Genomic DNA, 19866 nt, shown 5'->3' on the forward strand with positions numbered 1-19866 from the left:
AACCATCCTCGCTTTTCAACAGGCGGGAATTCGCTATTCTGAGCATCCGGATGAAACGGAAGCCGGAGCCCCCATGGAACTCACCACCCTCATTGCCTTTGCAGCAGCCTTCTTCGTGTTCGCGGCCAGCCCCGGCCCGGACAATATGACGATCGTCGCCCGCACCATCACCCATGGTGCCGCCTCCGGCCTCGCCTATGGGGCCGGAACCGTGGCAGGAATATTGATATTCCTCACGCTTGCAGCCTTCGGCCTGTCGATCCTCGCCGCCGAAATGGGAACGGTGATGGCGGTGCTGCGCTATGGCGGCGCGGCCTATCTCATCTGGATGGGCTTCAAACTCTGGACAGCGGATCCTGTGGTTCCCGATCTGCAACCCATGAATGGCCGCCATAGCCTTCTTTCGATATTCGCCACGGGAACCGCGCTCAATCTCGGAAATCCGAAAATGCCGCTCTTTTACGTGGCATTGTTACCGAACGTTGTCGGCGCCTCGCTGACGGTCGATCACCTTCTGGCGCTGGCATCCGTCATCGTCGTGGTGGAGGCGGTTGTGATCGGCGCTCATGTGGTTCTGGCTGTGCGGGCAAGAAAGCTGCTGCGTGAGCCAAGAATCGTCCGCAGGGTGAACCGGGCGGCGGGCGGGGTCATGATCGGCTCCGGCGTGGCGGTGGCCGTCAGCCGTTAATCCTTGGCGGCAAGCAGGCGGGCGGCGGCAGCCCTCGCCTCATCGGTCACCGAGGCACCGGCAAGCATGCGGGCGATTTCTTCGGTGCGATGTTTCGGCTCCATGGTAGCGACACGCGTGGCGATGCGCTCGGTACCGTCGCCGGAGGGGCCTTTGGAAATGAGAAGATGTGTGGCCGCCCGCGCGGCCACTTGGGGCGCGTGGGTGACGGACAGAACCTGCACGGTTTTCGACAGACGACGCAGCCTCTGGCCAATCGCATCTGCCACAGCGCCGCCAACGCCCGTGTCGATTTCGTCGAACACCAGTGTCGGTGCCGAACCACGATCCGCCAGCGCGACTTTAAGCGCCAGCAGGAAACGGGACAATTCGCCGCCAGAAGCGACTTTCATGATCGGGCCGGGCCGCGTTCCAGGATTGGTCTGAACGTGGAATTCCACGATGTCGATACCGTCAGCCGTCGCTTGCTCTGGGTCGGAGCTGACTTCGACGGTAAAACGTGCCCGCTCCAGCTTGAGCGCTGGAAGCTCAGCCATGACAGCTTCGGAAAGCGCGTTCGCCGCATTGTGGCGTTTTTCGGAAAGCGATTTGGCCGCGTGGTCGAAATCGGCTTTCACAACGCCGAGATTGGCTTCAAGTTTGCCGAGCTTTTCTTCGCCCGCATCGAGGTCGGCGAGATCCGCGACCATTTTTTCCGCAAGCGCAGGCAGATCAGGCACCGCGACATTATATTTGCGTCCGGCGGCGCGTAGCGCAAACAGCCGTTCCTCCACCCGCTCCAGCTCGCGTGGATCGAACTCGGTGCGGCGAAGTGCGGCCTCCACTTCCATCTGCGCGTTGGAAAGGCTGTCGAGCGCGGCATCCAGCAATTGCACGGTGTCTTCCAGCAATCCCGGCGCCTCGTGGCTCTTGCGTTCCAGGCGCCGCATCATGGATGCGATCATGGGCACTGGCGAGGAGTTGCCGTTCAGGAACTCGCTCGCTTCGGCGATATCACCGGCAATACGTTCGGATTTCTGCATCACCGCCCGACGTTCGGCAAGCTCCTCCTCCTCGCCGTCGCGCGGCGAGAGCACCTCAAGCTCCTCGACGGAGGAACGCAGATAGTCCGCCTCTCGGGCAGCAGCCTCAACCTTGGCACGATGGGTTTTCAATGCCCGCTCGGCGTCCTTCCATGTGCGGTAGAAACCCTGAACGGCACGGGCATCTTCGCTCAGCCCGGCAAAAGCATCCAGCAGCGTGCGGTGGGCATCGGTATCGACAAGAGCGCGGTCGTCGTGCTGGCCGTGAATTTCGACCAGTAGCTGCCCCAGCTGACGCATCATCTGCACGCTGATGGCCTGATCGTTGATATAGGCCTTTGTGCGTCCGTCTGCGGATTGCACGCGGCGGAAAATCAGGTCGCCATCGTCATCGAGGCCGTTTTCGCGCAGGAGATGCCGTGTGGGGTGGCTATTCGGAACTTCGAAAGTGGCAGTGACCTGTCCCTTCTCTTCCCCGTGGCGCACCAGACCGCCATCGCCGCGGCCCCCGAGGGCCAGCGACAGGCTGTCAAGCAGAATGGATTTGCCCGCGCCCGTCTCACCCGTCAACACGGAAAGGCCCGCCTCAAAGCCGAGGTCGAGCCTTTCAATCAGAACGATGTCACGAATCGAGAGCTGGACCAGCATGGCCTATGCCCTGTCTCAGGCGCCGATAAGCTTCTTGCCGGCGCGCGAAATCCAGGACCCCTTGTTTTCACGCGGCTCCAACCCACCGCCCTTCAGCAGCTTGTAGGAATCCGCATACCATTGGCTGTCGGGATAGTTGTTGCCGAGAACGGCGGCAGCAGTCTGCGCCTCGTCGGAAAGACCCATCGCATAATAGGATTCCGTCAGACGGGCCAGCGCTTCCTCGATCTGGTTGGTGTTCTGGTATTGCTCGACGACGATACGGAAACGCGAAACGGCGGCGAGATATTCCTTGCGCTCAAGGTAATAACGGCCGACCTGCATTTCGCGGCCGGCGAGCTGGTCGCGGGCGAAACGGATCTTGGCCTGCGCGTCAGCGACATATTCCGAATCAGGGTAGTCGTTGACCACCTTGCTCATCGCCTCGACCGTGCGCTGCGCGGCGCGCTGGTCCTGAGTCACGTCGGAAATCTGCTTAGAATAGGCAAGACCGATCATGTACTGAACGTACGCGGCATCCTTGGAGCGCGGATATTGGCGCAGGAAGCGGCTGCCGGACGCGATGGCCACGTCGTTCTTGTTGGTGCGAGTGGCGATGAAGGTCTGCATCACAAGCGCCTTCTGGCCCCATTCGGTGAAGGGATATTGCTTGTCGATCGCCTCGAACTTGCGTGAGGCTTCCGTCATGTTGCCGGCGTTCATGTTGGCAAGCCCCTGCTTGTACAGAACGTCTGGCGGATCGGTCTCGACGCCGAGCTTGGTAATGTCGATATCCGGATCGGACTGGCAGGCCGTGACGGCAACACTCGCACCGACCAACATCAACGAAACGGCGATCCCCCGCATCGTACCCTTCATTGCACCAGACCCTACATGCTTCATTCGACAGTTCCCACTTCCCGCGCAAATACATAAGCATCGGCTTTGCACTGGCGTTTCTAGCCATAAAAGCATCTGCAGGGCAACGCAATGATGATGCATTAACGCATTTTTATGGCATCGGCCCATGCAATCGCATGAATATCAGGCGGTATGACAAAACATACCGCCCCTCATCGTGAAAAAGCCGCCCCGAAACGGAGCGGCTTTTCCTGTCAATCAATAGCCTGCAACAAACTCAAGCGGACCAAGGTGCAAATTCCGGCATGTTGACCGGAACGAATTCGCGGGCACGTACCTGGTTGCGGGCGGCCGGAGCCTCCACGATCTCATAGGCCGAGCGGTCGCTCAGCAAAGCCTTCAGAGCGTTGGCATTGACCTTGTGGCCGCCGCGATAGGAGCGATAGCAACCGATGAACTGCGCACCGGCAAGTGCCAGGTCGCCCACGGCGTCCAGCGTCTTATGGCGAACGAATTCGTCCTTGGCATAACGCAGGCCTTCCATGTTGATGACGCTGTTGTCGTCGGAAATGACAACAGAGTTTTCAAGCGAGGAGCCGAGTGCGTAACCAGCAGCCCACAGGCGCTCCACGTCACGCATGAAGCCGAAGGTGCGGGCGCGCGAAAGCTCGTTCTTGAACGTATCCGCCGTCAGGTCGCCTTTCCAGGACTGCTTGCCGATCAGTGGCGTGTCGAAATCGATATCGACCTCGAACCGCGTGCCGTCGTAAGGGCGGAACTCCGCCCAGGATGCACCCGAATCGATGCGCACCGGCTTGATGACGCGGATATAGCGGCGCTTCACACCAAGGTTCTTGATGCCAGCCGATTCGATCGCATCGATAAATGGCGCAGAGCTGCCGTCCATGATCGGCACTTCCGGACCGTCGACCTCAACGACGAGGTTATCGAGGCCCATGGCGTAGATGGCAGCCATGACGTGCTCGACCGTTGCCACTGACTGGGATAGCGAGCGGCCGAGCACGGTGCACAGATCGGTATTGCCGACATTGGAAGACACCGCCTTCAACTCGGTTACGCTGCCATTTTCATGAAGGCGCTGAAACACGATGCCCGTTCCTGCTTCTGCGGGCTGGAACGTCATCGAAGCCGGATTGCCGGAATGCACGCCAATGCCCTTGAGCTGAACAGCATTTGCGATAGTCGTCTGAAATCCGAGCAGTCCGATAGTCATGCGTATATGCCTTGTTTTGAAAACCGCGCCGTATATTCAGCGCCGTTCAAGTTTTTCAAGCCGGTGTCAACAACCGGCGAGGTCAATGTTTTCCCTTACCCAGCCTCATACATACGCACATGAAAGTGCCAGGACAAATCACTGTTCGTTTCGGATTGTTACACGCACAAGCCATTGAAAAGATGAATTAATTTACTGTTAATAACGCAAAATAAAACAAAACGCCCGGGTCGTGTGACCCGGGCGTTTGGAGAGGCGAACGGAATCGCTGTTAGTTGGACTGGCGACGCAGGAACGCCGGAATTTCCAGCTGGTCGTCGTCATGGTGGCTTGCCGAAGAAGGCGTCGCACGACCGTGATCGTCAAGCTGGCCACGACGCGGAGCGTAGAGGCTGGCTTCCGGCGAAAGTGCGCGGCGCTGCTGCGGCGCCATGCTCGGCGCATCCATCATTTCGGAAGGAACTTCTTCCTCTTCGCGTCGGCCAAGCGAGTTGGTGATGCGCTTCAGAAGACCCATCGGGCCACGCTCTTCCTGGGCTGCAGGAGCTGCGTGGGCACGGTGATCCATCTCGGCCTTCACGACCGGCGGAAAGTCCTCGACCTTCGGCATGCGGACAGGCTCGGGCTGGCGGGCAACAGGAGCCTGCTCCTGATAGACCGGAGCCTGCGGCTGCTGCAGACGCGGAGCGGCAACCTGTTCCGGCGCGTGATAGACCGGTGCCGGGGCAACCGGTGCCGGAGCAGCCTGCTGAACCGGCTGGGCCGGACGGAGAGCCGCCGGTGCTTCAGCCGGAGCGGATGCAAAAAGCTTGCTCTGCGGACGGAAATCCTGAGAGGGCTGCTGGTGTGCTGCGAAACCAAGTTCACGTTCCATTTCGGCTTCCGCCGAACGGATGGTCTGGGCGATCTGGTCTACGGTCTTTGGTGCCTGCGATACTGCTTGTGCAGGCTGAACTGCGGCCGGAGCGGGAGCAACGGCCGCGGAAGGACGGATAAGCGGCTTGGCGGCTGCGGCGCGCATATCGGCAACGTTCTGTTCGCCAACGCCCGCAACGCGGTCGATGCCGGTCGCGACGACGGAGACGCGGATGAGACCTTCAAGTGCCTCGTCGAAGGTTGCGCCGAGGATGATGTTCGCATCCGGATCGACTTCTTCGCGAATACGGGTAGCCGCTTCGTCGACTTCGAACAGGGTAAGATCGCGACCGCCGGTGATGGAGATCAGGAGGCCCTGTGCGCCCTTCATCGAGGTTTCGTCGAGCAGCGGGTTGGCGATTGCCGCTTCCGCAGCCTGCATCGCACGGCCCGGACCGGAAGCTTCGCCAGTACCCATCATTGCGCGGCCCATTTCACGCATGACCGAGCGAACGTCAGCGAAGTCGAGGTTGATGAGACCTTCCTTCACCATCAGATCGGTAATGCAGGCAACGCCGGAATAGAGAACCTGGTCAGCCATAGCGAAGGCATCGGCAAAGGTCGTCTTGTCGTTGGCAATGCGGAAGAGGTTCTGGTTCGGAATGACGATCAGCGTATCGACGGACTTCTGCAGTTCCTCGATGCCCTGTTCGGCAAGACGCATGCGGCGACCGCCTTCGAAATGGAAAGGCTTGGTAACGACGCCGACCGTCAGGATACCCTTGTTGCGGGCAGCCTGTGCGACGACAGGTGCAGCACCCGTGCCGGTACCACCACCCATGCCGGCAGTGACGAAGCACATGTGGGTGCCGTTCAGGTGATCGATGATCTCATCGATGCATTCTTCAGCGGCGGCGCGTCCGACTTCCGGCTGGGAACCGGCACCGAGACCCTCGGTGACGTTGACGCCGAGCTGGATGACCCGGTCTGCCTTCGTCATGGTCAGAGCCTGTGCATCCGTGTTGGCGACGACGAAATCGACACCCTGGAGGCCAGCCGTGATCATGTTGTTGACAGCGTTACCGCCACCGCCGCCCACACCGAAAACAGTGATGCGTGGCTTCAGCTCGGTGATATCAGGCTTTTGCAGCTGTATCGTCATTTTACCATTCCTTCTTTCTCTGGCCGCATCGCCCCGCTGGCCGATTCTTGAAAACTCAACTTGGAAACCTCAGGCTCACGCCACGAGGCTACTCAGAAACTCTCTTTCAGCCATTGCCCTACCCGGGCTATCCGGCCGCTACCCGTACCAAACGGCGAGAACATTCCGCCTTGCGCCGCATGAATTTCGATGTCCGCCACCTGCGGATAGATCATCAGTCCGCATGCGGTTGAAAATGCCGGTCCCTTTGCCGCAACCGGAAGACCCGCAACCCCCATCGGGCGGCCGATACGAACGTTGCGGGCAAGAATGCGCCGTGCCGTTTCCGGCAGCCCCGTCAGCTGGCTCGCGCCGCCCGTCAGGACAACACGTTTGCCGACGATGGGGCTGAAGCCGGACTTCTGGATACGATCACGGATCAATTCCAGCGTCTCTTCGATACGCGCCCGCACGATGCGGGTAACAAGTGCCCTTGAAACTTGCGATGGTTGATCGCGATCATCTTCGCCAATCGGCGGGATCGAAATCATGTCGCGCTCATCCGCGCCATTCAGCAAAGCCGAACCATGCACCACCTTCAGTCTCTCCGCATCTTCGATTCGTGTCGAGAGGCCTCGTGCAAGATCTGTCGTAACGTGATGGCCGCCAAGGCCGATCGCGTCGGTATGAATGAGACGGCCTTCGGCGAAAACCGAGATCGTCGTGGTGCCGCCGCCCATGTCGATGGCGGCACAGCCAAGCTCGACCTCGTCATCGACCAGTGCCGCAAGACCGCTGGCATAGGGCGTCGCCACCATGCCCTCGACCGAGAGATGCGCGCGATTGACGCAAAGCTCGAGGTTCTTCAGCGCCGTGCGTTCGACAGTCACCACATGCATGTCGACACCGAGAAGATCGCCATACATCGACAGCGGATCACGAATGCCGCGCTCGCCATCCAGCGAATAGCCTGTTGGCAGCGAATGCAGGATCGCCCGGTCCTGACGCATGGACTGCTGGCTCGCCGCCACCAGAACCTTGCGCAGGTCGCTTGCTTCGACTTCCTGTCCGCCGAGATCGATGCTCGCGGTATAGATGTCGCTTGCCAGCCGGCCGGCGGAGACATTGACGATCAGGCTGTCGACGGTCAGGCCTGCCATGCGCTCGGCCGCATCCACCGAAAGACGGATCACGCCTTCGAGCGCGTCAAGATCGGCGATCACGCCGGATTTCACACCGCGCGAGCGCTGGTGACCAATGCCGATGATTTCCACCTTGTGGGTGCGACCCGGCAGGATTTCGCTTTCCTGGCGCGGCGTCAGCCGTCCGATCATGCAAACGACCTTGGTCGAGCCGATGTCGAGCACCGAGACGATGTGGCTGCGCTTGGAAGACAGCGGCTTCAGGCGAGGCAGACCGAAATGGGAAGAACCAAAAAAGCTCATGTGTTCTTCTCCGCTTTCTTGAGTGCCTTCGTGCGTGCATCTACCGCCGTCTGGCGGCGCTCTGCTGCACCTTCGGTCAACTGGATCGTGGTGCGGTCCGTCAGACGCAGATCGACGGCAGCGACATCACGCGACAGAACCTTTTCCTCGAGATCGAGCCGTGCCAGCAATTGCAGTGCCTGCGGCAGGTTCTCTTCCGGCAGCTTGACGACAATGCCGTTGTCGAGATGCAGATCCCAGCGGCGGCCGGCAATGCGAACATAGGCGCGAACGCGGTTGCGAATTTCCGGCCAATCGGCCAGTTGCGCGACGAAACCGGCAGCACCCGTTTCCGCGTCACGTCCGACGAACAGCGGCAGGGCGGCAAATTTATTGTCACGCAGCGGCGCGATCACGCTGCCGCTTTTTTCGATCAGCGACAGTTCCGTGCCATGCTGCCAGATGCCGAAAGCTTCACGCTCCTTCAGGCGAACCTCAACCGTCTTCGGGTAGACCTTGCGGATATCAACATCTTCGACCCAGGGAAGCTGGACGAGCTTGCGGCGTGCCGCATCGATATCAAGCGCAATCAGGGAGGTGCTGCCGTCAAGGCCGAGAAGCTGGAAGACTTCGATTTCCGATGTCTGCAAATTGCCGGATACCTTGACGTCCTCAACCGCAAAACCGGCGGCCGAGGTCGTGGTCTGGGTGACGATATTCGTATGTCCGCCAAGCGACATGCCGTAAAGCCCGATCACCGCGTAAAAGGCAACAGCCGAAATCGTGCCGGTATGGGCGGGAATGTGGATGCGTCCGGTCGCAAGGCTGACACCGAAACGCACGAAACGACGCAGCGGACGCGGCAGCACCCTGCGATCGTCGGCATTTGCCGTCGCCACGAATTGCTCGCGCTTTTTTGCCGTCGACTTTTTGCCGGTCACCGCAAACACGAAGCGTCCTCCACCATCCAGCTGACAAGGTTACCAAAGGAGCGGCCAGCATGGGCCGCCATTTCCGGCACCAGGGAGGTCGGCGTCATGCCCGGCTGCGTATTCACTTCAAGCCAGATAACTTCGCCATCTTCTGAGAAGCGGTCGTCGTAACGAAAGTCTGAACGGCTTACGCCACGGCACCCGATCGCCCGATGCGCCATAACCGCCAGTGTTTGAATTTTTTGGTAAATTTTTGGTGAAATTTCTGCCGGAATGACATGCTTTGAGCCACCGGCTGCGTATTTAGCGTCATAATCATAGAAATTGTGACCCAGCGGCACCACTTCCGTAACACCTAGCGCCTCGCCGTCGAGCACGCCGCAGGTCAGTTCGCGACCATGGATGTAACGCTCGACCATGACGTGATCGCCGTAACGCCATTCGGACGAGGTAAGGATTTGCGGCGGATGCGACTGGTCTTCCTTGACGATCACCACACCGAAGCTCGAGCCTTCGCGCACCGGCTTCACGACGTAGGGCGGCGCAAGCGGATGTTCGCTGGTGAATTCGAACCGGTTCATGACGCGTTCGTCAGCCACCGGAATGCCAGCAGCCGCAGCCACTTTCTTGGCCTGCGTCTTGTCCATGGCAAGTGCAGAAGCAAGCACGCCGGAATGGGTATAGGGAATGGCGAGATATTCGAGAATGCCCTGAATGGTGCCGTCTTCACCGAAGGGGCCATGCAGCGCATTGAAGGCGACATCCGGGCGCAGTTCGCCGAGTACGGCGGCGATATCGCGCCCCACATCGACCCGGGTGACCTTGTACCCCTCGCCCTCAAGGGCGAGCGCGCAAGCGTTCCCGGACGAGAGGCTGACCGGCCGCTCCGACGAAAACCCACCCAAAAGAACAGCTACGTGCTTGCCGCCCATCGATACCTCTGACACCAAATCTCCGCTACGATCCGCACCGGAACCAACCGAATTTGACGAACGGTGATTCTGGCACATGATCCTTGAGATCAGTTAAACGCCATTAAGGTTAATGAATCGTTTACTTTCGTTAACCGCCGCGCCCAACATGCCAGTTCCATTAAAGAATCAGCATCGATCCGAATTACCTCCTTGGAATCAGAGAGTTGGACGGATTGCAACATGCAGGTTTTCAATGATCGGAAATAGAACGAGGGTGCCGCACACTTCTATCCCTGATAAAGACAAGGCGAAAACGTTAACGGATGACGCTTTTCCCCAGCGAAAATTATCTGACGTTTCAGCATTTTAAATCCGTCGCCTGAATCAGTCTCTCAATCTTGAGACTGCGTCCTTGCACACGCTGCGGTCCCTGTCGCACCAGCCGATCACATTGTCCGCATTATTTCTTTTTTAGCATTCCAAAAGAACAAAAATTGCGTTAACGCAGTCAATGCCTCCCAAGGCATGACATGCAATCATCCAAAAATGGGACCAAAACCATGACTGACGCGATATCTCCGGTATCGCCGACAGCTGGCAATTCGAACGTTGTAAAGACAAATTCGCCTGCACGAGTTCTCACTGCCAGCCTGGTCGGCACGACCATCGAGTTTTTCGATTTTTACGTTTACGCCACGGCCGCAGTGCTCGTGTTTCCGACATTGTTCTTCCCGAACAATGATCCGATGACGGCACTTCTGGCATCCTTCGCCACCTTCTCCATCGCCTTTTTCGCCCGTCCGCTCGGCGCCGTCGTTTTCGGCCATTATGGTGACCGCGTCGGCCGTAAAGCTACGCTTGTCGCCGCTCTGCTGACCATGGGCGTATCGACGGTCGTGATCGGCCTTCTGCCGTCCTATGAGACAGCCGGTGTTCTGGCACCTCTGTTGCTGGCGCTTTGCCGCTTCGGTCAGGGCTTCGGTCTTGGCGGAGAATGGGGTGGCGCGGTCCTGCTGGCCACGGAAAACGCTCCTCCCGGCAAGCGCAGCTGGTACGGGATGTTTCCGCAGCTCGGCGCGCCCGTCGGTCTGTTCCTCTCCTCCGGCGTCTTCTGGATCCTGCTGCACTTCATGTCGCAGGAAGCGCTTCTGAGCTGGGGCTGGCGCATTCCCTTCGTCGCTTCGATCATCCTGATCGCGGTTGGCATGTGGGTTCGTCTGTCGATCACCGAAACGCCTGCCTTCCAGAAGGCAATCGAAAAGGAAGAACGTGTTGCCGTGCCGGTCGTGGAACTGTTCCGCAACCACAAGCGCAGCCTCGCGCTCGGCACTTTCGTGGCGCTGGCTACCTTCGTGCTGTTCTATATCGGTACCGCCTATCTGCTGTCCTACAACGTCAAGGTTCTGAAAATCCCGTTCCTAGACGCACTCGAAGTGCAAATCATGGGCTCCATCGTTTTCGGCATCTTCATCCCGATTGCCGGCAAGCTCGCTGAGCGCTTCGGCCGTCGCGAAATACTGATCCTGACGACGGTGCTGATCGGCCTGTTCTCGTTCCTGCTTCCTACCCTGATGACAGGCGGCGAAGGCTCGATCTTCATCTTCGCGGCCCTTGCGATGACGCTGATGGGCATGACCTACGGCCTGATTGGAACGGCGCTTGCCGCCCCCTTCCCGACAAGGGTGCGCTACACCGGCTCGTCCATCACCTTCAACATGGCCGGCATCTTCGGCGCATCGCTGGCACCCTACATCGCCACATGGCTGCAGGTGAATTACGGGATGGGATATGTCGGATATTACCTCTGCGTATCCGCCCTCATCACGCTCGCCTGCATTCTTCTGTCCCGCAAGGATGAAGTCTGAGCGTCAGGCCACTAAAAGATCGAGGCCGCGAAATCACCTTTCGCGGCCTTTTTTCGTCTGTGATGATCCTCAAGCGATAATTTGACGGCCACCTTTCGCGCCCGACGAACAGATGCGATTACGCCCGCCACGTTTCGCCTCGTAGAGCGCCATATCCGCACTGTGCATGACCTTCTCGAAAATCTCCCTGTTCCCGCGCAAGGCCACACCTATCGAGATGGTGGTACTGATCTGCAAATCCTGAAAATGAACCGTTGTCGTCGCGATCTTCTCACGGACGCCTTCGCACTGTTCCAGGAACCGGTCCGGGGCAAGGGTGTGGACGACGACAAACTCTTCACCGCCCATCCGCGCCACATGAGCGGCTTCATCGAAACCTTCCCGAATTGTCTTGGCAACACTGGAGATAACCATGTCACCAGCCAAATGGCCGTACCTGTCATTCACGGACTTAAAATGATCAATGTCGATAAATGCGACGCAATACGGCGTGCTCAGATGAACGCAATTCGAATAAAGACCTAGCCGGTTGTGAAGACCTGTCAGAGCATCAGTCTGGCTGAGCTGCGCAAAACGCTCGTGTGACTGGATCAGTAACTGCATCTGCCTCGCATTGAGCCAGCAAATTAAAAAACCGACGGTGAAAGAGATTGTCGTACTAAGGACCAGGCCGATTGTGAGCCCATTGCTCAAGTCCGAGACTAGGTCCAACTGCGCCAATCGTCAGGATCGCAACGACACAGATAACGGCGGCTATGGAAGCGATCAGGCAAGCCAATCGAAATGATGACTGTACCGGGTCAAGCCGACGCCATCCATCCGGTGTCGCCACGGTGAATGTCGTTATCGCGACGAGTTCGCTTAAAAAACGTGACAGCTGTCCGCTTACGCGATCGGCAATGAAAATGCTCATAAATATCACCCAAGCAGTAGAGCGGCGCAACGCTGCCTCTCCCGTAATCTAAATACTGCTTATAGATAAAAACTATTGATCGACCGTTACCCTTCGCCAAGGATGATATGAAACAAAAACTCCTGGCCGCTTGGTGCTGCCAGGAGAGATATGAAACGGCTAACGCAGTTGCTCATGGCAATCGCGAGGCATCGCAATTTTCAGGCGCCGAGGAAGGGCTCCACTTCACGACCCGGCATGAATAGGCCAAGCCGTTTGATTTCCCACTCCAGCCGAATGCCCGACTTCTCGAACACGCGCTTGCGAATGGTCTCGCCCAGATATTCCAGATCGTAACCGGTCGCATGGCCGGTATTGATCATGAAATTGCAATGCAGCGATGACATCTGCGCACCGCCGATGACCAGACCGCGACCGCCCGCTTCGTCGATCAGCTCCCAGGCGGAATGACCTTCGGGGTTCTTGAAGGTTGATCCACCGGTCTGTTCACGGATCGGCTGCACGGTTTCGCGGTGGTGACGCACGGCGTCCATATCGGCGCGGATCTTCGCGCGGTCTTCCGGATAACCCTCAAACAGGGCGCCGGTGAAGATCAGACCAGCATCGGCGCCGGAGTGGCGATAGCTGTAATCCATATCCGCATTGGAGAGCACATGCTGGTTGCCCTGACGGTCCACCGCATAAACCTCCACGACACGCTCACGCGTTTCACCGCCGTTGGCGCCCGCATTCATGCGCAGCGCGCCGCCGATGGAGCCGGGAATACCGTAATAGAAATGGAAACCGCCAATGCCATTATCCATGGCCATCGCGGCAATATGCTTGTCCGGGCAGATCGCGCCTGCCTTGATGCGGTTTTCACCCGAAAGCTCCACCGAGCCGAAACCTTTGGCGGAAAGACGGACGACGACACCTGGAATGCCGCCATCGCGCACCAGAAGGTTCGAGCCGACACCGACCACGGTCAACGGCACGTCCTCCGGAAGGATTTTCAGGAATGTAACCAGATCGTCGGTATCGTGCGGCTGGAACATGACTTCCGCAAGACCGCCGGCTCTGAACCACGTCACGCGGTCCATGGGCGCATCCGGTGTCAGACGTCCCCGCAATTCCTTTACCCCGTCGCCGAGCCTCCCCAGCAATTTAACCCCATCGACCTGTCTCATTCAGACTTTCCTGATATGCTCTTCAATTCCGAAGGCAGCGCTGCCGCCCATTGCGTGATATTTCCGGCCCCCAAGAGAACCACGAAATCGCCCGGATTCGCAATGCCTGCAACCATTGACGCGAGACCTTCCCGTTTTTCGAGAAAACGGGCATCGCGATGGCCGGCAGCCTTGATTGCGGAGACCAGCGCTTCCGAGCTTGCGCCCTCGATCGGATCTTCGCCCGCTGCATAGACCGGAGCAAGAATAATCGTATCGGCATCGTTAAAACAATGCGCGAAATCATCGAACAGGCTGGAAAGGCGGCTGTAGCGGTGCGGCTGGTGCACGGCGATGATGCGGCCCTTGCAGGCTTCGCGCGCAGCCGCGAGCACAGCCTTGATCTCAACCGGATGGTGGCCGTAATCGTCGAAGACCTGCACGCCATTGGCTTCGCCGGTCAGCGTGAAACGACGCTTGACGCCGGCAAAGGAGGCGAGGCCCTTCTTGATGTCCGCTTCCGAAATACCAAGACGATTGGCGACGGCAATCGCAGCCGTTGCGTTCGAAACATTGTGGCGACCGGGCATCGGCAGGACGAGGTCCGTGAAGGAGAATATCTTGCCGGTGCGGCGCCGGCGAATTTCCACATCGAAGATAGACCGCGTGCCATCGATGCGCACATTCGAAAACCGCACGTCGGCCTGTGGGTTCTCACCATAGGTGATGACCTTACGGTCTTCGATACGCCCAACCAGAGCCTGCACCTCGGGATGGTCGAGACACATCACGCCAAAGCCGTAGAACGGAACATTCTCCACGAACTGCCGGAAAGCAGCGCGCACGGCGTCGAAATTGCCATAGTGGTCAAGATGTTCCGGGTCGATATTGGTGATCACGGCCACATCGGCCGGAAGCTTCAGGAATGTGCCATCGGATTCATCGGCCTCCACCACCATCCACTCGCCCTCGCCCATGCGGGCGTTGGTGCCATAGGCGTTGATGATGCCGCCGTTGATCACGGTCGGGTCGAGATTGCCGGCTTCCAGCAGGGTCGCGACCATCGAGGTCGTCGTGGTCTTGCCGTGCGTGCCACCGATGGCAATGGCGTTGCGGAAACGCATGAGTTCAGCCAGCATTTCCGCACGGCGAACGATCGGCAGGTGTTTTTCCCGCGCGGCGATCAGCTCCGGATTGTTCTTCTTGATCGCGGTGGAAACGACCACGACCTCGGCATCACCGAGATTATCCGCCGTGTGGCCGACGAAGACCTCGATGCCCTTGTCGCGCAGGCGCTGCACATTGGCGCTGTCGGCCTGGTCGGAGCCCTGTACGCGATGACCGAGATTGTGAAGCACTTCGGCAATGCCGCTCATGCCGATCCCGCCTATGCCGATGAAATGGACAAGGCCTATGGCTTTCGGCATCTTCATGCCTCAACTCCTTCAATGTTCTTCTTGAATTCCTGTACGGACTTTCCGCTCGCAATCGCCTCGACCAGATCGGCCAGTACATCCGCCGCATGCGGTTTTCCTGTCGCCCTGGCCGCCGCCGCCGTTGCGGACAACCGATCCGGCTCGGACAGCGCCGAGGAGAGAAGGCCGGAGAGCTTCTGCGGCGACAGTTCCGCCTGCTTGATAACGCTTGCACCGCCGGCTGCCGAAAGCGCTGCCGCATTGGCCGCCTGATCGTGATCCAGCGCATGCGGATAAGGCACGAGGATCGAGGGTCGGCCGATCACCGAAAGCTCCGATACCGTCGACGCACCCGAACGGCTGATGACCAGATCGGCCTCACCGATGCGCGAGGCCATGTCGCCGAAGAAAGGCGAGACATCCGCCTTCACGCCCAGCTTCTGATACGAGGAGATCACGCTGTCCTTGTCTTCGGGGCGCGCCTGCTGGGTCACGACGATGCGCTTGCGCTGCTCGTCCTTCAACAGGCAGATCGCCGCCGGAACCGCGCTGGAAAAGAACTGCGCTCCCTGGCTGCCACCGAAAACCACGAGCTGGAACGTCTCGCCGGTCTGTGAAGGCGTATAGGGTATCTCTGACGCCGCCAGCACCGCCGGGCGCACGGGATTGCCGGTCGCAACCGTCTTGTCGGAATATTGGCCGTTGGCGGGCGGCAGAAAACCACCGGCAATCGCCTTCACACGGGCCGCCAGCGCCTTGTTGGCTCGACCCATCACCGCATTCTGCTCGTGAATGATCGATGGCACGCCAAGCCCGGTCGAGGCAAGCAGCGGCGGCACGGTGGGATAACCGCCAAAGCCGACGACCGCAACCGGCTTCAGCTTCGAGATCAGCCGGCGCGCTGAACGCAGCCCTGTCCACAGCTTCCACAGCGAACGCGCCACGGAAATCGGGTTTTTCGAACCGATGGTGGCGGATGGAACGACGTGAATTTCTTCCGCCGGAAACTTGCCCGCATAACGCTCGGCGCGGCTATCGGTGACCAGATGCACCTGATAACCGCGCGCTTTCAGCGTATGCGCCAAGGCCTCGGCTGGAAAGACATGGCCGCCGGTACCCCCGGCGGCGAGCAGAACAATACCCTTGCTCATGATCATTTACTCCGCAGGAACGCCGGAACCGACGCGGAAGAAGCTGCGCTCCTGCGCCCTCTTTTCCGGCCTGTGGCGTGTCAGCGCCAGAAGGAAGCCTGCCGTGACGCAGATCGCCATCATCGACGAACCACCATAGGAAATCAGCGGAAGCGTCATGCCCTTGGCGGGCATCAGCTCCAGATTAACGCCGATATTGATCATCGACTGCATGCCGATCTGCAGGACCAGACCGGCCACGGCAAAGCGGCAGAAATCGTCTTTTTCCCTGAAGGCGTGCGAGAGGCCGCGCAACACGATGAAGGCGAAGATCGCCACAAGGAACATGCAGAAAACAATGCCGAATTCTTCCGCCGCCACCGAGAAGATGAAGTCGGTATGGCTGTCGGGAATGATACGCTTGACGATGCCCTCACCCGGGCCGCGACCGAACCAGTCGCCACGAATGATCGCCTCGCGCGCCGTATCCACCTGGAAGGTATCACCCTCACCGGTCCAGAAACGGTCGATACGGCCGGCGACGTGCGGCAGGAGCAGATAGGCGGAGACGATGCCGAGAACGCCGAGGCCGCCGAGCACGATGATCCAGAACCAGGGAACACCGGCCATGAAGAACATGCCGCCCCAAACCACCGATGTCAGGATGGTCTGGCCAAAGTCGGGCTGGGCAATCAGAAGTGCCGCCACGATACCGAAGGTGATGATAGCAAAGAGGTTACCGGGAATTTCGGGGTGGCGCGCGCGTTCGGCAAACAGCCAGGCGCAGACAATGACGAAGGCGGGTTTCATGAATTCCGATGGCTGGATCGAGAAGCTGCCGATGGAAATCCAGCGCCGTGCGCCCTTGACCTCGATACCGAAGAACAGCGCGAAAATCATCATCAGCAGCGACGCGATCAGCATCATCACCGCCACGCGCCGGACCTGACGCGGCGACAGGAAGGAAAGACCGATCATGATCGCCAGCGAAGGCACCATGAACATCGCCTGACGTTCCACGAAGAAGAAGCTGTTGAGACCGATGCGTTCGGCAACCGCCGGCGACGCCGCAAATGACAGCATCAGGCCGATGCCCATCAGCGCGATGAACGCCGCCAGAAAGAAACGGTCGATGGTCCAGAACCATTCCGCGACCGGACCGCGATCAACTCGGCTTACCATGGCCTCAGCCCCCTTTTCCAGAGTGAACGAGCATCGTCATGCCATCGAGCGCCGCAACCTGCGCGACGAACGAATCACCTCTGATTTCAAAGTTCTTATATTGGTCGAAGCTTGCGCAAGCCGGGGATAACATCACGATACTGCCGGCCGTCGCATCTTTTTCCGCATCCGCCGCCGCATGCTGCACCGCCTTGTCCAGCGTGCCGGATATTTCATAAGGCACGGCTTCGCCGAGCGTCGCTGCAAATTCCGCCGCCGCCTCGCCGATCAGATAAGCCTTGGCGATGCGCGGAAACAGGGGCGCAAGGCTGGCAATGCCGCCGGCCTTTGGCAGACCGCCCGCGATCCAGTAGATGCGCTCATAGCTCGACAAGGCCGGTGCTGCGGCATCGGCATTGGTTGCCTTGCTGTCATTGACGAAAGTGACATTGCCGCGCCGACCGACCGGCTGCATGCGATGTTTTAGGCCGGGGAAGGACTTGAGACCTGCGCGAACGTCCTCTTCGGAAACGCCGACGGCAAGGCATGCGGCAATTGCAGCCGCTGCATTCTGGGCATTGTGGCTGCCGCGAAGCGTCTGGATGCCGTCGAGATCGACCAGCGGCGAGGACTTGCCCCCATGCGCCCGCAGGATGCGGCTGCCTTCGGCATAAAGACCTTCGGAAACGACATTGCGCTTGGAAATGCGCTCCACCTTCACCCCGGCACGCTCGATGCGGTCGGCGATCAGCGTGGAATAGCTGTCATCAACGCCGACAATTGCCGTGCCACTACCGGCCACAAGCCGTTCCTTGACATCGGCATAATGCTGCATGGTGCCGTGCCGGTCGAGATGGTCGGGCGTCAGATTGAGCAGAATGCCGGCCGTCGGATTGATCGTCGGCGCCAGATCGATCTGGTAGGACGAGCATTCAACGACATAGAAACGTTGCGCTTTCGGCGGATCGAGGCTCAGCACCGCAGTGCCGATATTGCCGCCGAGTTGTGTATCGCGGCCCGAAGCCTTGAGGATATGGGCAATCAGTGCGGTCGTCGTGGATTTGCCGTTCGTGCCGGTGATGGCGATGAAGGGGCAATCCGGCGCATGCGCCCGGCGCTCGCGAATGAAAAGCTCGATATCGCCGATAATCTCGACGCCGGCCGCCCGGGCAAGATCGACCGACCAGTGCGGCTTCGGATGCGTTAGCGGCACGCCGGGTGCGAGCACGAAAGACGAAAAGGAATGCCAGTCTATCGTTCGAAGATCAGCCGTCGTTATCCCTTCGGCCTCAGCCTTGGCGACGCTGTCGGGATTATCGTCGAAAGCAACAACATCCGCCCCGCCGGCAACCAGTGCCCGGGCCGTGACGAGGCCCGAACCGCCAAGCCCGAAAAGCGCGACCTTCTTACCTCTGAACGACGAGACCGGGATCATCGCTCACCTCAGCTTCAGCGTAGCGAGGCCGAGCAGCGCCAGACCGACGGAAATGATCCAGAAACGGATGACCACCTGGCTTTCCGTCCAGCCTTTTTTCTCGAAATGATGGTGGATGGGCGCCATCAGAAAAACGCGCCTGCCGGTGCGCTTGAACCAGAAAACCTGGATGATGACCGAGAGCGTTTCCATCACGAACAGGCCGCCGACGATGACCATGACGATCTCGTGCTTGGTGGCGACAGCGATGGAGCCGATGAGGCCGCCGAGCGCCAGCGAACCCGTGTCACCCATGAAGATGGCGGCGGGCGGCGCGTTGAACCACAGGAAGCCGAGGCCAGCCCCGACCACCGCGCCGACGATGACAGCGAGCTCACCCGTTCCGGGCACGAAGTTGATCTGCAGATAATTGGCGAAAACCGCGTTACCGGCGAGATAAGCAATCACGCCGAAGGTGGCGGCTGCAATCATGACAGGCACGATGGCGAGACCATCGAGACCGTCGGTCAGGTTAACCGCATTGCCGGCGCCGACAATCACGAAAGCACCGAACAGCACGAAGAAATAGCCGAGATTGATCACGAGTTCCTTGAAGAACGGAAAGGCGATGGAGCTTCCGAGCGTGCCGCCGTGCGGTGCGGAAGCAAGCGCCACCTTCATCATGAAGAACACGGCAATCGCCGCAATCAGGAATTCGATGCCGAGACGGGCTTTGCCGGAAAAGCCCTTGTCGCTCTGCTTCGTCACCTTGAGATAGTCGTCATAAAAGCCGATAGCCCCGAAGCCGAGCGTCACCATCAGAACGGCGACGACGTAGACGTTCGACAGGTCACCCCAGAGCAGCGAACCGCCGAGAATACCGGCGAGGATCATCAGCCCGCCCATGGTCGGCGTGCCAGCCTTCTTGAAATGCGTCTGCGGCCCGTCGGCGCGGATCGGCTGGCCCTTGCCCTGGCGCACGCGCAGCGAATTGATGATCGCCGGTCCGAAAAGGAAGACGATCAACGCAGAGGTGAACATCGCCGCACCCGCCCGGAAGGTGATGTACCGGAAGAGGTTGAAGACTTGAATTTTATCCGACAGTTCGACGAGCCAGATCAGCAT

Annotated in this window: 16 protein-coding genes; 2 read left to right on the plus strand and 14 right to left on the minus strand. The window is 59.4% G+C overall.

The features are described 5' to 3' along the window. Window positions 1-73 precede the first annotated feature (73 nt). On the plus strand, window positions 74-688 hold the full coding sequence (locus QE432_RS22800) for a LysE family translocator (protein WP_306625827.1): 615 nt from the start codon (window positions 74-76) through the stop codon (window positions 686-688). On the opposite strand, the gene recN is transcribed toward QE432_RS22800, so the two are convergent. The 7 genes from recN to QE432_RS22835 all read right to left on the minus strand — a co-directional run bounded on the left by recN (window position 685) and on the right by QE432_RS22835 (window position 9716). Next, window positions 685-2358, minus strand: coding sequence for a DNA repair protein RecN (recN, locus tag QE432_RS22805; RefSeq protein WP_111803746.1), 1674 nt, complete (start codon window positions 2356-2358; stop codon window positions 685-687). The two genes, QE432_RS22800 and recN, sit on opposite strands and share 4 nt — an antisense overlap. Before the next feature lie 15 nt (window positions 2359-2373). Continuing rightward, window positions 2374-3240: an outer membrane protein assembly factor BamD gene (locus tag QE432_RS22810; RefSeq protein ID WP_003513201.1), complete on the minus strand. Its 867-nt coding sequence runs from the start codon at window positions 3238-3240 to the stop codon at window positions 2374-2376. Window positions 3241-3475: 235 nt separating this feature from the next. Further along, window positions 3476-4432: a UDP-3-O-acyl-N-acetylglucosamine deacetylase gene (lpxC, locus tag QE432_RS22815; RefSeq protein ID WP_003513204.1), complete on the minus strand. Its 957-nt coding sequence runs from the start codon at window positions 4430-4432 to the stop codon at window positions 3476-3478. A gap of 271 nt (window positions 4433-4703) precedes the next feature. Further along, the gene (ftsZ, locus tag QE432_RS22820; RefSeq protein WP_003513206.1) at window positions 4704-6449 is read right to left on the minus strand and encodes a cell division protein FtsZ; all 1746 of its coding nucleotides are present in this window, start codon (window positions 6447-6449) and stop codon (window positions 4704-4706) included. 92 nt (window positions 6450-6541) lie between these two features. Beyond that, the gene (ftsA, locus tag QE432_RS22825) at window positions 6542-7873 is read right to left on the minus strand and encodes a cell division protein FtsA (RefSeq protein WP_003513208.1); all 1332 of its coding nucleotides are present in this window, start codon (window positions 7871-7873) and stop codon (window positions 6542-6544) included. Continuing rightward, the gene (locus tag QE432_RS22830; RefSeq protein ID WP_003513210.1) at window positions 7870-8802 is read right to left on the minus strand and encodes a cell division protein FtsQ/DivIB; all 933 of its coding nucleotides are present in this window, start codon (window positions 8800-8802) and stop codon (window positions 7870-7872) included. The genes ftsA and QE432_RS22830 overlap by 4 nt, the downstream gene beginning before the upstream one ends. Then, complete coding sequence (locus QE432_RS22835) at window positions 8790-9716, minus strand: D-alanine--D-alanine ligase (protein WP_112154028.1); 927 nt, start codon at window positions 9714-9716, stop codon at window positions 8790-8792. Before QE432_RS22835 ends, QE432_RS22830 begins: the two co-directional genes overlap by 13 nt. A gap of 542 nt (window positions 9717-10258) precedes the next feature. On the opposite strand from QE432_RS22835, the gene QE432_RS22840 reads away from it, so the two are divergent. Beyond that, window positions 10259-11563 (plus strand): MFS transporter, encoded by a 1305-nt coding sequence (locus QE432_RS22840; RefSeq protein WP_003513212.1) that lies wholly within the window; start codon window positions 10259-10261, stop codon window positions 11561-11563. Window positions 11564-11632: 69 nt separating this feature from the next. On the opposite strand, the gene QE432_RS22845 is transcribed toward QE432_RS22840, so the two are convergent. The 7 genes from QE432_RS22845 to mraY form a co-directional block, all read right to left on the minus strand. Then, a complete protein-coding gene (locus QE432_RS22845; protein ID WP_306625832.1) occupies window positions 11633-12166 on the minus strand; it encodes a GGDEF domain-containing protein in 534 nt (177 codons plus the stop codon). A gap of 510 nt (window positions 12167-12676) precedes the next feature. Further along, on the minus strand, window positions 12677-13642 hold the full coding sequence (gene murB / locus QE432_RS22850) for a UDP-N-acetylmuramate dehydrogenase (protein ID WP_003513214.1): 966 nt from the start codon (window positions 13640-13642) through the stop codon (window positions 12677-12679). Continuing rightward, a complete protein-coding gene (murC, locus tag QE432_RS22855; RefSeq protein ID WP_306625834.1) occupies window positions 13639-15054 on the minus strand; it encodes a UDP-N-acetylmuramate--L-alanine ligase in 1416 nt (471 codons plus the stop codon). Before murC ends, murB begins: the two co-directional genes overlap by 4 nt. After that, the gene (murG, locus tag QE432_RS22860; protein WP_306625836.1) at window positions 15051-16187 is read right to left on the minus strand and encodes an undecaprenyldiphospho-muramoylpentapeptide beta-N-acetylglucosaminyltransferase; all 1137 of its coding nucleotides are present in this window, start codon (window positions 16185-16187) and stop codon (window positions 15051-15053) included. The genes murC and murG overlap by 4 nt, the downstream gene beginning before the upstream one ends. Window positions 16188-16193: 6 nt before the next feature. Next, on the minus strand, window positions 16194-17348 hold the full coding sequence (ftsW, locus tag QE432_RS22865) for a putative lipid II flippase FtsW (RefSeq protein WP_003513223.1): 1155 nt from the start codon (window positions 17346-17348) through the stop codon (window positions 16194-16196). A 4-nt stretch (window positions 17349-17352) separates the two neighbouring features. Further along, a complete protein-coding gene (gene murD / locus QE432_RS22870; protein ID WP_306625838.1) occupies window positions 17353-18762 on the minus strand; it encodes a UDP-N-acetylmuramoyl-L-alanine--D-glutamate ligase in 1410 nt (469 codons plus the stop codon). A 3-nt stretch (window positions 18763-18765) separates the two neighbouring features. Further along, window positions 18766-19866, minus strand: a complete 1101-nt coding sequence (mraY, locus tag QE432_RS22875; protein ID WP_003513226.1) for a phospho-N-acetylmuramoyl-pentapeptide-transferase — start codon at window positions 19864-19866, stop codon at window positions 18766-18768.

It is taken from the genome of Agrobacterium sp. SORGH_AS_0745 (assembly GCF_030818995.1).
In the GTDB taxonomy this organism is placed as follows: Bacteria; Pseudomonadota; Alphaproteobacteria; order Rhizobiales; family Rhizobiaceae; genus Agrobacterium; species Agrobacterium tumefaciens.